At 36.7% G+C, this 14,219-nt stretch carries 14 protein-coding genes; 1 reads left to right on the top strand and 13 read right to left on the bottom strand.

Features of this window, described 5'->3' with window-relative positions; all coding sequences use genetic code 11:
• Positions 1-128: 128 nt before the first annotated feature.
• The 7 genes from glyS to rpsU form a co-directional block, all read right to left on the bottom strand.
• Positions 129-2,189, bottom strand: a complete 2,061-nt coding sequence (glyS, locus tag FFM65_RS03125; RefSeq protein ID WP_119317628.1) for a glycine--tRNA ligase subunit beta — start codon at positions 2,187-2,189, stop codon at positions 129-131.
• Positions 2,182-3,090 carry a glycine--tRNA ligase subunit alpha gene (gene glyQ, locus FFM65_RS03120; protein WP_119317629.1) on the bottom strand — a complete coding sequence of 303 codons (909 nt, stop codon included), beginning with the start codon at positions 3,088-3,090 and terminating at the stop codon, positions 2,182-2,184. The genes glyS and glyQ overlap by 8 nt, the downstream gene beginning before the upstream one ends.
• A gap of 221 nt (positions 3,091-3,311) precedes the next feature.
• Positions 3,312-4,070: a DNA repair protein RecO gene (recO, locus tag FFM65_RS03115; RefSeq protein ID WP_010019748.1), complete on the bottom strand. Its 759-nt coding sequence runs from the start codon at positions 4,068-4,070 to the stop codon at positions 3,312-3,314.
• On the bottom strand, positions 4,070-4,981 hold the full coding sequence (era, locus tag FFM65_RS03110; RefSeq protein WP_010019747.1) for a GTPase Era: 912 nt from the start codon (positions 4,979-4,981) through the stop codon (positions 4,070-4,072). Before era ends, recO begins: the two co-directional genes overlap by 1 nt.
• A gap of 141 nt (positions 4,982-5,122) precedes the next feature.
• Positions 5,123-5,593: an rRNA maturation RNase YbeY gene (gene ybeY, locus FFM65_RS03105; RefSeq protein ID WP_010019746.1), complete on the bottom strand. Its 471-nt coding sequence runs from the start codon at positions 5,591-5,593 to the stop codon at positions 5,123-5,125.
• A gap of 18 nt (positions 5,594-5,611) precedes the next feature.
• The gene (locus FFM65_RS03100) at positions 5,612-6,589 is read right to left on the bottom strand and encodes a PhoH family protein (RefSeq protein ID WP_119317630.1); all 978 of its coding nucleotides are present in this window, start codon (positions 6,587-6,589) and stop codon (positions 5,612-5,614) included.
• 106 nt (positions 6,590-6,695) lie between these two features.
• The gene (rpsU, locus tag FFM65_RS03095; protein WP_010019742.1) at positions 6,696-6,878 is read right to left on the bottom strand and encodes a 30S ribosomal protein S21; all 183 of its coding nucleotides are present in this window, start codon (positions 6,876-6,878) and stop codon (positions 6,696-6,698) included.
• Between the two features lie 122 nt (positions 6,879-7,000).
• Here rpsU and FFM65_RS03090 point away from each other — a divergent pair, with 122 nt between their 5' ends.
• Complete coding sequence (locus FFM65_RS03090) at positions 7,001-7,822, top strand: pyruvate, water dikinase regulatory protein (protein WP_119317631.1); 822 nt, start codon at positions 7,001-7,003, stop codon at positions 7,820-7,822.
• 169 nt (positions 7,823-7,991) lie between these two features.
• On the opposite strand, the gene FFM65_RS03085 is transcribed toward FFM65_RS03090, so the two are convergent.
• From FFM65_RS03085 to hisS, 6 genes are all read right to left on the bottom strand, one after another.
• Positions 7,992-8,891 carry a deoxyribonuclease IV gene (locus FFM65_RS03085; protein WP_119317632.1) on the bottom strand — a complete coding sequence of 300 codons (900 nt, stop codon included), beginning with the start codon at positions 8,889-8,891 and terminating at the stop codon, positions 7,992-7,994.
• 71 nt (positions 8,892-8,962) lie between these two features.
• On the bottom strand, positions 8,963-9,841 hold the full coding sequence (locus FFM65_RS03080) for a YitT family protein (protein WP_059075111.1): 879 nt from the start codon (positions 9,839-9,841) through the stop codon (positions 8,963-8,965).
• Between the two features lie 77 nt (positions 9,842-9,918).
• A complete protein-coding gene (gene msrA / locus FFM65_RS03075; RefSeq protein WP_119317633.1) occupies positions 9,919-10,437 on the bottom strand; it encodes a peptide-methionine (S)-S-oxide reductase MsrA in 519 nt (172 codons plus the stop codon).
• Positions 10,437-10,880: a peptide-methionine (R)-S-oxide reductase MsrB gene (msrB, locus tag FFM65_RS03070; protein WP_119317634.1), complete on the bottom strand. Its 444-nt coding sequence runs from the start codon at positions 10,878-10,880 to the stop codon at positions 10,437-10,439. Before msrB ends, msrA begins: the two co-directional genes overlap by 1 nt.
• A gap of 222 nt (positions 10,881-11,102) precedes the next feature.
• Positions 11,103-12,872 carry an aspartate--tRNA ligase gene (aspS, locus tag FFM65_RS03065; RefSeq protein WP_119317635.1) on the bottom strand — a complete coding sequence of 590 codons (1,770 nt, stop codon included), beginning with the start codon at positions 12,870-12,872 and terminating at the stop codon, positions 11,103-11,105.
• Between the two features lie 2 nt (positions 12,873-12,874).
• Entirely contained in the window at positions 12,875-14,146 is a 1,272-nt protein-coding gene (gene hisS, locus FFM65_RS03060) for a histidine--tRNA ligase (RefSeq protein ID WP_119317636.1), read from the bottom strand.
• Positions 14,147-14,219: the final 73 nt, after the last annotated feature.

Genomic DNA, 14,219 nt, shown 5'->3' with positions numbered 1-14,219 from the left:
GGGACCACTAGTCACTTGTCAACTATTCATTATACACGGTCCTATATAAAAGTCACGTAATTAACTTGCTTTTTGACGAATTTTTTGAAAATAAAAAAACTGCCCAAAAGGCAGCTTCTTCAAAACGCTTATTTAGTAACGATCTTAGATAAATCACCCAAGTTAGCAATCAAGTGATTGGCAATAACTAATTGAGTCAAACGATTATTCTTAACTTTTTCATCTTTAGCCATGATCATATTTTCATCAAAATATGAGTCAATTACAGGACGTAAAGCAGCTAATTGTTTGAATAAATCTTCAGCGTTGTCATTCTTGATAGCAGCGACTTGTTGATTCAACTGTGATTCAGATGGATTTTCAAATAGTGAATCATCAACGGCCAAATCATCAGAATAACCGAACTTAGCTTTCTTAGACAAGTTCACGATTCTGCCAAGAGCTTCCATAACTACCTTGAAGTCATCATCGTTAACGTGGTTTTGAAGCACTTGAGCAACGTTGATCATTTCGATAGCGTCAATATTTGAACCACCAGCAACAGCATCAATGATGTCAGTTCTGATCTTGTTTTGCTTCAACAATTGACGAACACGATCGATCATGAAGTCGATTACATCTTGTTTATGAGCATTCAAGTCTAATTTTTCAGGAACTGTTACATTGTCCTTCAAGTAATCTTGTAAGTCATTTAAGTTCATTGACCATTGATATTGATCAAGAATTCTAACGATACCATAAGCTTGACGACGCAAAGCATAAGGATCATTTGAACCACTAGGAATCAAATCAACAGCAAAGAACGTTTCAATTGAATCTAATTTGTCAGCAATAGCTAAGGCTGCACCAACTTTAGTTTCTGGCAAAGCGCCTTCTGAAGAAATTGGCATGTAGTGTTCTCTAATTGCTTGAGCAACGGCTTTTGTTTCACCCATGATCTCAGCGTACTTCTCACCCATGACACCTTGTAATTCAGAGAATTCATCAACCATGTTAGTTACAAGATCAAACTTGTAAATGTCACTAGCACGGAGCAAATCTTTTCTTTCTGTGTCTGAGAATTGGAAAATATCAGCTAAATGGTCAGCAATTTGGTGTACACGAGCCATTTTTTCATACATTGTACCGATTTTAACGTGGAAGTTAACTGATTTAAGTTTTTCAACGTAATCAGCAATGGTCTTCTTTTGATCTTCCTTAAAGAAGAAGTCAGCATCTTCTAGACGAGCTACTAGAACTTTTTCATTACCACGAATAACGTTTTCAATGTGTTCTGAGTTACCATTTCTAACCCCGATAAAGTAAGGAGCTAAGTTTCCTTCTTGGTCACGAACGTAGAAATATCTTTGGTTATCTTTCATTGAAGTAATCAAAACTTCATCAGGAATTTCCAAATATTTCTTGTCGAATGAACCATAGAAAGTAGTTGGATATTCAACTAAGTTGTTAACTTCTTCCAACAAGTCAGCATCTACATCGATATCCCAGTTGTTATCTTGAGCAATTTTTGCGATTTGGTCAGAAATAATTTGTTTACGAACTTTAGCATCAACGATAACAAATTGTGACTTTAATTTTTCAACATAATTTTTAGCGTCGTCGATTTCAACATCTTGACCTAAGAATCTGTGACCGCGACTGATACGGCCAGAAACAACGTCCAAAATCTTTACTGGTACTTCTTCAGTATCCAATAGTGATACCAACCAGTGAATTGGTCTGATGTATTCAAAGTCATATGAACCCCAACGCATTCTTGTAGGGAATGTGATGGCTTTGATAACTTCGTCCATATGGCTCAAAACATCTTCAACTTTTTGACCATCTTCATGCTTTTGGATGTAAGCATATTCTGTACCTTTAAGATCTTCAAAGAAAATATCGTCGGCAGTCATCCCTTGTCCACGAGCAAATCCTTGAGCAGCTTTAGTCCAGTTGCCGTCAGCATCTTGGGCAATCTTTTTAGAAGGTCCCTTTGCTTTAACATCAATATCAGTTTGCTTTTCAGCGATACCTTTAACCAAAATAGTCAAACGTCTAGGAGTTGAATACTTTTCGATTGAATCAAAAGAAATACGATTTTCTTTCAAGAATTTTTCAGCTCTTTGGGCAAATTGGTTCACACTCTTAGTTACAACGTGAGCTGGCATTTCTTCCAAACCAATTTCTAATAAGTAATTTTTAGTCATTTGCTTTCTCCTTTGCATCACTATTTGCTAAAAGTGGGAAGCCACGTTTCTTTCTTTCTTCAACGAAGGCCTTAGCAACCTTGTGAGCCATCTTTCTAATACGTGACAAGAAGGCAGCACGTTCAGTAACTGAAACAGCACCTCTGGCATCTAGCAAGTTAAATGTATGTGAACATTTCAAAATGTAATCATAAGCTGGGTGAACCAAACTTAGATCCATCAAACGGTTAGCTTCTTTTTCATATTCATCGAAGAATTTGAAAAGCATATCTTGATTGCTTTCTTCAAATGAGTATTTTGAGTGTTCGTATTCAGGTTCTTTGAAGATATCACCGTACAATACGCCATCACCCCATTCAAGATCATAAACTGAGTTAACATCTTGGATGTATGATGCTAAACGTTCTACACCATATGTGATTTCACTAGTTGTTGGGTGACATTGAAGTCCACCGACTTGTTGGAAGTATGTAAATTGGGAAACTTCCATACCGTCAAGCCAAACTTCCCAACCAACACCGGCACAACCCATTGATGGGTTTTCCCAGTTATCTTCAACGAAACGAATATCATGTTCCAAAGGTTCAATTCCTAAAGCACGAAGTGAATCTAAGTAATATTCTTGGATATCTTCTGGAGCTGGTTTCATAACTACTTGGAATTGGTGGTGTTGGTATAAACGGTTAGGGTTTTCACCATAACGACCATCAGCGGGACGTCTTGAAGGTTCAACGTAGGCAGCATTCCAAGGTTCAGGTCCAATGGCACGAAGGAACGTATAAGGACTCATTGTTCCGGCACCTTTTTCTGTATCATAAGCTTGCATCAACATGCAGCCCTTACTACCCCAAAACTTTTGGAGCGTAAGAATCATATCTTGTATATTTAATTTTTTGACCATGTTTTCTCCCTTCGGATGGATACAAAAAAATCCCTTGCAGGTACACTGAGGTACTTCTGCAAGGGACGAGTATTCGCGGTTCCACCCTAATTCAGGACTAAGTCCTGCTCTTTTATATTCAAATTAAATCGTACGCCATAATTCAATCGAAGCTTTCACTATTCTTCGTCGCTGTTTCAACATTTATCAATATAACCATTTTTGTAAAAATTGTCAATCCACTAAAAACGAACTCGCTTCATTTTGTCAATAAAAGTTTTGCTTTTAGGATAGTAGCCAACTGTTCCTAAATAAATTGCATCAATGGCATGCTGAATCAAATCTTTATTATTCTCTTTGATTTCGATTCGCCCTACTTGTGAAAGATCGATTTTACTAAATAGCCTCAAGAAATAAATGATTCGTTTCGGAATATGCAAGCGATGGATATCTTCGTCAAAATGCTTTGAACAAATAATCCCACCTAATAAGACTGAAAAATCAAAGACACCTTCAGTTTCACCACCAACGACACAGCTATCCATATTGGGGGCCACTCCAAAAGCACTTAACAGTTTCATCTGCATAATATTGACAATAATTTGGGCATCATAGCCATTTTCAATGTACAACAAAGCTTTAAACAACATTCGATACCATGAGTCTGGCACTGGGTCGTCGACAAAAGCTTCATGATACAGATCAAATAAAAAGGTCGCATAGGCATTCAATTCGATATCTTGGACGATTTCATCAAATTGCTTGATATTACTAGCTGAATTCAAATAAGATAAGCCATCATTTTTGACGACTCCCAAATAATCGCCATAAGAAAAAGTAATCACTGCTCCAGAAATTTTTGACTTAGCGGTCTGGGTCCCTCGGACTAAAAAAGTCTTAAATCCATACTCCTTAGTCAAAATAGTAACTAGTGCATCCCTTTCCTTGTAACGTTGCCTACGAACGACGATACCAAAAAAATTAGTTGGAACTTGAGCCATTAATTATTCAAGTCCTTCAATGAATAGCCAGCACTTGCTAAGAAGGCTGGATCATCACGCCAGTTCTTTTTAACACGAACCCAAAGTTTCAAATTGACTTTTTCACCTAATAAATGTTCGATCTTAATTCTTGAACCGATACCAATATTCTTAAGCATTGAACCACCTTTACCGATAACGATTGGCTTTTGACTATCACGTTCAACATAGATATAAGCTTCAATTTGAAGTTTACCAGCTTCTGAACGTTGATTCATCGATTCAACTACTACGGCAATTGAGTGAGGAATTTCATCACGAGTATCTTCCAAAATCTTTTCACGAATCAATTCTCCAACAATGAAGTATTCAGGGTGGTCAGTAATTTGATCATCAGCGTAATATTGAGGACCAACTGGCAAGGCTTTTGTCAAAGAGTCAATCAAATCATCGACATTATTACCATTTGTAGCTGAAATTGGAATAATTTCAGCAAAATCCATCAAGTCTTTGTATTCATCAATTTGTGGTGCCATTTCATCGGGGTTGATCAAATCAATCTTATTTAAAATCAAGAAAACTGGAGCCTTAACTTTCTTCAATTCTTCAATGATAAATTTATCTCCAGGTCCTGCTTGTTCACCGGCTTCAGTCATGAAAAGTACCGCATCGACTTCTTTTAGAGCCGAAATAGCAGCTTTATCCATGTATTGATCCAAATCATTATGAGGTTTATGAATACCTGGTGTATCCAAAAAGATGATTTGACGCTCGTCGTCAGTATAAATACCTTGGATCTTGTTACGAGTTGTTTGAGCCTTTGGTGAAGTGATGGCAATTTGTTCTTTAATGATACGATTCATAAAAGTTGATTTACCAACATTAGGACGTCCGATAATTGCAACGAATCCTGATTTAAAGTTATTTTCCATAATTATTCCATATCCTTATCACTGATTATTCAGTTGTTTTGTAATTCCCAATTACTAATTATAATACAAGAGATTGATTAATCCTCAAAGTAAAACATAACAAAAAAGAATACAAAGCTAAGCCTTATATTCTTTTTAAAATTATTTTTCTAAGCCATAGGCACTAAGAATTTTTTCTTGAAGACCAATCATAACTTTTTCGTCTTCTTTTTTAATATGATCATAGCCATTTAAGTGCAAGATACCATGAACGATCGTATAACCTAATTCACGGTCAAATGAATGTTCATATTCCTTGGCATGTTCATCAACAATTTCAACACTGATAAATAAATCGCCTAAATCGACTGGCAAATCAGGAATTTGTGCTTCTAAGTAATCCAAAGAATCTTCACCATCATTGATAGCAAAACTGATAACATCAGTCGCACGATCAGTATCACGATATTCTTTGTTGATCTCATGTATCTTATCTTTAGTAACAAAATGAATCGACAATTGAGTACTATCTTTTAGTTCCAATTTGTTAAAAGTGAATTGAACGATATCTTTGACCCAATTTTCTCTTGCTTGGTCAATCAAATTATCATCATTGTAAATTTCTAAGTCCATAATAATAATCCCCAATAGTTATTTTTTAGTTTTATCTGAATCCTCATAAGCATCGATAATTTCAGCAACAACTGGGTGTCTAACAACATCCGCTGAACTGAAGTTTACAAATCCAATATGTGGTAAATCTTTTAAAATTGCTTGTGCTTGAATCAAACCACTTCTTTGATGACCGGGCAAATCAATTTGTGAGATATCACCATTAACAATCATCTTAGAATCAAAGCCTAAACGTGTCAAAAACATCTTCATTTGCTCTCTAGTAGTGTTTTGAGCCTCATCTAGGATAACGAAGGCCTCATCCAACGTACGCCCTCTCATGTAAGCTAAGGGGGCCACTTCGATTACGCCACGTTCAAGAAGTCGACTAGTATGGTCAGCTCCATAAATTGCATATAAAGCATCGTAGATTGGTCTCATATATGGATCAACCTTTTCTTTCAAATCACCAGGCAAGAATCCCAGACTTTCTCCAGCTTCAACAGCAGGACGAGTTAAGATGATTCTTTTAACACGACCTTGTTTCAAAGCTGCAATAGCCATAACAACAGCTAAGTAAGTTTTACCAGTACCAGCTGGTCCGACTCCAAAGGTAATATCGTTATGATTTATAGCATTAACATATTGCTTTTGACCAAAGTTTCTAACACGAACTGGCTTGCCACTAAAATCTTTCAGCAATTCATCTTTATACAAATCGCCAAAGTATTCTAATGTGCCCCGTTCAACCATTTTCATTCCACTGACGATATCGGCTGAACCTAAACTGATACCTGTTTGAGCTAATTCAATCAATTTCTTTAATAATGCTAAGGCTTGATGAACATTCCCATCAACGCCTGTCACATCTAAGCGATCACCAAATGCATGAATCTGGACATCGAGTCCTTCCTCAATCAAATGCAAATTACTATCGTTAACTCCGAAAAGGTTAATTGCGTTTTGAGGATTTTTGATTTGAATGCTTTCTTTTATTTGTTCAACTTTTTCTGCCAATAAACACCCAACCTTCCTATTAATTTGAATGATAGCACAATGAGCGATTTTTTTGACAAAAAAAAGGTTAAAACAATAAATTGTTTTAACCTTTCGAAACTATCTATTAACGACGTTTCTTGTTGCGCTTACGAGCAGCCTCAGATTTTAACTTTCTCTTGACACTTGGCTTTTCGTAAAACTCACGTTTTCTATATTCTTGAAGAGTACCACTCTTTGAAACGGAACGTTTGAATCGACGAAGAGCATCATCAAGCGACTCGTTTTCACGAACGACGGTTTTTGCCATATGATAATCCCTCCTTCCGATTTCTAACGTAACTGTCTATTGCTCTTGCAGTTCATATGTTATTATAACAAAAAGAAGATAATGTTCAAATAATTTTTTACATTTTTTTGGAGGAATTTATTATGAAACAAGAATTAGACGTTTTTGTATTGTCCGATGGAGTCGGCGAAACCGCTCTAAGAGTTGCTAAAGCAGCTTTCATCCAATTTCCAGAAATGGATACCACTTACACTAAGTATCCTTTTATAAAAAAAGATGAACAACTAAATAACATCTTAAAGATGGCCAAAGAGAAGAAAGCGGTCGTTTTGCACACAATTGTTTCAAAAGAAACTTGTAAAGTTATTAATGAATTTTGCCAAGATAATGGCATCGTCTATTACGATATTTTAAATCCTATCATTGGAACTTTCTCACAAATGACTAAACAAGTTCCAATTCGTAAAAAAGGGTTGATTCACGAACTTGATAAAGATTACTTCGATATGATCTCCGCCATGGAATTTACTGTTAGCAATGATGATGGCCAGAATCCTAAAGGATTTTTAGAAGCTGACCTTGTCCTTTTGGGCATCTCTAGAACCTCCAAAACGCCGCTCTCACTTTATCTAGCCAATAAAAACATCAAAGTAGCCAATCTTCCATTAAGCCCTGTGACAGGCATTCCTGACGAATTGTGGGACGTTGATCCTAAGAAAATCGTTGGTTTGACAAATGATATTAACGTTTTAAGTAAAATCCGTAGTCAGAGAATGATTGCTTACGGTCTAAGTGCCAACACTACTTATTCCGAAGAGGACGAAATTCAAAAAGAACTCGATTACTCCAATAAATTATATAAGAAATTAGGATGTCCCGTTATTAATGTTGCCGACAGATCAATTGAAGAGACTGCCGCAATTATCATGGAAATTTTACATTTTGATGGTTATAAAAAAGGATAATCAAAAAACACGCATTAAATTAAATAGACCAGAATCATCGTATATTGATTATTCTGGTCTATTTTTTAACAAAAAATTATATTTAGTTTTAATCAGTATCAATTTCAAATTGCATCAATTTTGATTTAATAAATTTTCACATTAACTCTTTATCCATAGAACACACTGCCTAGTTATTGTTAATTAGCTTTTCCTTCATTTCAGGATCAAATTTATTAGCTAGAAGCATTTCAATTTCTGGTTTAAATGGAGCAATTCCCTTTTTGTCATTTTCATTGCGTTTGACATAAGGAGTTTCCATAATCTTAGGAACGTTTTCCAACTGTGGATGATGAGCTACATAACTCAAAGCATCAAAGCCTATCGTACCAAAGCCGATATCTTCATGGCGATCTTTATGGGAGCCACGTTCATTCTTAGAATCATTCAAATGAATGACTGATAGATTCTCCAAACCAATAATGTGATCAAATTCATTCAAGACACCATCAAAATCATTCTTGACGTCATAACCAGCATCACTCATGTGACAAGTATCCATTGTGACGGACAACTTATCATTTTGAGCACAATTATCAAAAATTTGTGCAATTTGTTCGAAACTTGTTCCTACTTCAGTTCCCTTACCAGCCATCGTCTCAATTGCAATCGAAACTTTTTGGTTAGGATCAATTATTTCGTTCAAGGCTTGACCGATTTGCTTCAGAGCAACATCTGGACCTTGTTTTAAATGAGCTCCGGGGTGAAAACTAAGTGCTTGAATCCCTAAAGCATCGCAACGTTTGATTTCACCACGCATAAAGTCGATACCAAATTCTAATTTATCGGGTTTTAGAGTATTTCCTAAATTAATAATGTAAGGTGCATGACCAATAATATTTTTGATGCCATACATCTTTAATAGACGTTGCCCTTCAGGTATGTTCATCTCTGAAACGTCTTTTCGACGAGTATTTTGAGGAGCACCAGTAAAGATCATCATCGCATTAGCACCATAACTATGAGCTTCCTTAGCCGAACCCGCGAGCATTTTAGGGGCTTTCATTGCCACATGTGAACCAATTATCATCCGTATCCCTCCATAATTTAAAAATCAAATAAAGTATAGCATACAAAAAAGCGAAGCCTTTTGACCTCGCTTTAGTAAATGTGAGCTTGATAAAACCTACCCATGACTTTGACCGTATCCGTAACACTAACGAAAGCATGCGGATCAGACAACGACATTGCCGTACTTAAATCATGCAATTCTGAACGTGAAATAACTGTGAAAAGAATCGTCTTCTCTTCATGTTTATAAGCACCTTCAGCATCGTGAACGATAGTAATACCACGTCTCATTTCATTTTGAATCTGTGTAATAACGTTTTTAGGTTTAGAAGTAACAATCATAACTTGAAGTTTTTGATCCTTGTTATAAATCATATCAATAACTTGTCCGTTGATGAAGATACTGACCGCACTGTATAAAGCGTGGACCCAACCGAATAAGAATCCCGCGCAAGCAACGATAAACACATTGAACATGATGTTGATCGTACCAACACTCTTACCAGTCTTTTTACGCAAAATAATCCCTAAAATATCAATTCCACCAGTAGAAATACCGTTTCTCAAAGCCATTCCGGTACCAAAACCGTTAGCTACCGCACCAAATATGGCACAGACTAAAGGATCAGCTGTAATCTTGACTGGTGGTAACAAGTGCATCATCGTACTGGCTAAAGCAACCGCAATAACCGTAAAAATGGTAAACTTGTGATCAATTTTTCGCCAAGAAAGTACGAATAACGGTGCATTCAATGCGAAGTACATAATCGCAGTTGAAATGTCGAATGGAAACCACCGATGTGAAATTGTTGAAATTAATTGCGCAGCACCAGTTACTCCTGAACCATAAATTCCACCTGGCGTCCAAAACATGTTAACCGCTACGGATACCGCGATGGAATATAGAAATGCTACTGAAATTTTGGATAAGTACTGATGCCGTTCGATCAGCTTATCTAATTCACCCATACTAAAATTTCTCCTAATTGTCTTAAGTTACTTACAACATATTAGCACAAATCCTAGTATTTTCAGACTTTTTCGAGCTATTTACGATGATTTTTGATATATTCTGCACGACCGCCGCTCTCTTCCATCTCAAAGCGTAGAGGGTTCTTTTTGTAGAAGTCTTGGTGGTAGTCTTCAGCAGGCCAAAACTTAGTAGCAGGCTGAATTTTAGTTACAATGGGATCACTAAATTCTCCTGACTCAGCTAGTTTCTTTTTGGATGCTTCAGCAACTTCTTTTTGAGTTTCATTTTGATAGAAAATTACTGGACGATAACTATCGCCACGATCTTGGAATTGACCCATAGCGTCAGTTGGATCAGCTATTTGCCAATAAATTTCAACTAGATCTTGATAAGAAATCACATCATTATCAAAAGTAATTTCTACTGATTCAGCATGACCAGTAGTCTCGGTACAAACTTGTTCGTAAGTTGGATTGTCAACGTGGCCGCCACAATATCCAGATACGACTGAAATAATCCCTGGTTGTTCGTCGAATGGCTTAACCATGCACCAGAAACAACCTCCAGCAAAAATAGCAGTTTCTTTAGCCACTAGTCAGCATCTCCTTCGTCAACGTACTTTTTGTAATCTGAGTAGCCTTTTTCATCCATTTCATCATAAGGAATGAATTTTAAAGCAGCTGAGTTGATACAATATCTCAAGCCACCCAATTCTTCAGGTCCATCAGTAAAGACGTGGCCCAAATGAGAGTCAGCTGATTCACTTCTAACTTCAGTTCTTTCACGACTTAATCTGGTATCGCGCTTTTGCTTTAGTTTAGCAATTGGTTCACTAAATGATGGCCAGCCACAGCCAGCATCATACTTCTTAGCTGAAGAAAATAATGGTTCACCACTAGTAATATCAACGTAGATACCCTTTTTGTAGAAATCATCGTACTTTCCACTAAAAGGACGTTCTGTGGCAGCATGTTGAGTTACTTGGTACTCCTCATCAGTTAAGTCAGTTAGATCCTTCTTGTATTCATTTGACATAAAATCACTCCTTCTCAATTTCTATTAACTAGTATAAACTTTTCGAATATTAATTCCACCACTCTGCTCATAAACTTACAGTCTCAAGTGATAGCCATGCTCAATTGTGCACAATTTAAATCGTTTTCTAATTTTAATTTAATTTAAATTCCATAAAAAAACAGTTCTATCAGAAATGAAATACATCCCTGATAAAACTGTTTTTAAATATCATCTAATTAATTAGTCTTTCTTGCTAACTTCAATTCCAAGATCGTCTAATTGTTGTTTTGAAACTTCAAGTGGAGCGTGTGTCATTGGTTCTGTGGCGTTTGAATTCTTAGGGAATGCAATCACGTCACGGATATTGTCTTTGCCTGATAGTAACATAGCAAATCTATCCAAACCGATAGCCAAACCACCATGTGGAGGACAACCGTATTGTAAAGCATCCAATAGGAAGCCAAATTGTTCATAAGCTTTTTCTTTAGTGAAGTTCAAAGCTTTAAGCATCTTTTCTTGGATCTTGTAGTCATGGATACGGATTGATCCACCACCAAGTTCGTAACCGTTTAGAACGATATCATAACTTTGTGCGTAAGCTTTGTGAGGATCTTCACCATCATCTAAGTAGTGAACATCTTCTTCATTTGGCATTGTGAATGGATGGTGAGCAGCAGTCCATCTTTGGATTCCTTCGTCGTATTCGAACAATGGCCAGTTTACGACCCAGATAAAGGCAAATTCTTTAGGATCATACAAGTTTTGTTCCTTAGCGATAGCTTTTCTCAAGTAACCTAATGAATCAGCAACAACTTTCTTGTTGTCAGCAACGAATAGTAATAAGTCGTTGTTTTCAAGACCAAGTGTTGAAACTAATTGTGCTTCTTGAGCCTTGATGAACTTAGATACACCACCTGTTAATTCGTTGTCGTTGAACTTAGCCCAAGCAAGTCCTTTAGCACCGAAACGTTTGATGTATTCTTGATAGCTTTCGATATTCTTTCTTGAGTACTTGTCAGCACCATCTTTAACGACGATAGCTTTAACTTGACCACCGTTGTCGATAGTTCCCTTGAAGACTTTGAATTCTGTGTCTTTGAAGACGTCATTCAAGTTTTGTAATTCCATACCGAAACGGACATCGGGTTTATCAGAACCAAAGCGGTCCATAGCGTCATCCCAGTTGATTCTTGGGAATGGAGTCTTAACTTCGATACCCTTTTCGTCTTTCATAACACGAGCGATAAGGCCTTCAGTAACAGTTTGAATTTCTTTTTGGTTCATGAAACTAGTTTCAAGATCGATTTGAGTAAATTCTGGTTGACGGTCACCACGAAGATCTTCATCACGGAAACAGTGGGCCAATTGGAAATAACGGTCAAATCCACCAACCATCAATAGTTGCTTGAACAATTGTGGTGATTGTGGAAGTGCGAAGAAACGTCCAGGATAAACACGTGAAGGTACCAAGTAATCACGAGCACCTTCTGGTGTTGATGGTGTTAGGTTTGGTGTTTCAATATCAATAAAGCCATTTTCGTACAAGTATTCGTTAACTGAATGCTTGATTTGAGCACGTGTTCTGATAGCCTTTTGCATTTCAGGTCTACGTAAATCAAGGTAACGATACTTTAATTTTGTTTCTTCTGAAGAGTCGATACCATCTTTGATTTCAAATGGTGGTGTCAATGACTTGTTAAGGATTTCAACCTTTTCAACGACAACTTCAACTTTACCAGTCGTCATATCATCGTTAGTAGCACCTTCACCACGAAGTCTAACAGTACCCAAAACATTGATAACATATTCTGAACGCAATGTTTCGGCAATATCTAAGACATCTTGATGATCGGTATTGAAAACCAATTGTACGATACCCTTGTAATCTCTAAGGTCGACGAAGACCAAGCCACCTAAATCACGACGGCGTTGAACCCAACCATCTAAAGATACTTTTTGACCAACATATTTTTCAGTAATGTTGCCACAATAATCTGTTCTTTCTTCCATGTTTATCCCTCGATTTTTTTCAATTCTTCGGCTAAGTTGTCCAATGAAACACTAACTTGTTCAGTTGTTTCCATATTCTTAACATTAGCTGTCTTGTTTTCTAATTCACTGTCACCGATAGTTACAGTATACTTAGCGTTCAAATTATTAGCAGTCTTGAATTGAGCTTTAATTTTTCTTTGAAGATAATCTTTGTCAGCACTAAATCCAGCACGGCGTAAATCAGATAGGATCTTTACTGAAGCACGTTCAGCTTTTTCACCGATAGTTACTAAGTAAACATCCAAACCATTTTGAACTGGTAAATCTTCATCTTTAAGAAGGAGCATTAAACGTTCAACACCTAGTCCAAAACCAATACCAGGAGTCTGTGGTCCACCTAATTCTTCAACTAGACCATTATATCTACCACCCGCCAAGACAGTAATTTCTTTATTATCAAAAGCTGGATCAGTTACCATGAATTCAAAAATTGTATGGTTGTAATAATCAAGACCACGTACCATTGTTGAATCAACTTCATAATTGATATCTAAGTCATCCAAAAGACCCTTTAGATATTCAAAACGTTGTTCTGAAGCTTCATTCAAGTAATCTAAGATTGATGGAGCATTGGCAACGATTTTCTTATCACCAGCATCTTTGCTATCCAAAATTCGCAAAGGATTCTTTTCCAAACGAACTTTTGAATCATCACTCAATTGATCTTTAAATGGTGTAAAATAATCAACCAAAGCCTTGTGATAAGCAGCACGTGATTCTGGGTCACCTAAAGTATTCAAAGCAACCTTCAAATTCTTAATTCCTAAACGATTCAAGAATTCCAAACCAACTGAAATAATTTCAGCATCTAATTCTGGTGAATCAGAACCGAAAGCTTCAACCCCGATTTGGTGGAATTGACGTTGACGACCTGATTGAGGACGTTCATATCTAAACATTGGTCCTTTATACCAAACTTTGTAAGGCTTGATTTGTTCTGGACCATAAAGCTTATTCTCAACAAAAGCTCTAACGACTCCGGCTGTACCTTCTGGTCTCAAAGCAATGTGTCGGTCACCTTTGTCGTGAAAATCATACATTTCTTTAGAAACAATATCAGATGTATCACCTGATGATCTCTCAAAGACATCATATGATTCAAAGATTGGTGTTCTAATTTCTGAAAAACGATACTTATTAAATGTATCAGCTGCGATAGATTCCACGTATTGCCATTTGCTTGATTCGCCAGGCAAAATATCCATGGTCCCCTTTGGTTTTTGATAACGCATAAAATCCTCCTTAAAATAAAAAACACCCTTGTCCAAATAAGACAAGGGTGCATTTTTGCACGGTACCACCTAG

The sequence above is a fragment of the Companilactobacillus formosensis genome (assembly GCF_005405305.1).
In the GTDB taxonomy this organism is placed as follows: Bacteria; Bacillota; Bacilli; order Lactobacillales; family Lactobacillaceae; genus Companilactobacillus; species Companilactobacillus formosensis.
Note: the sequence above shows the minus strand (reverse complement) of the source record. Positions and strands in the feature narration are given on the sequence as shown.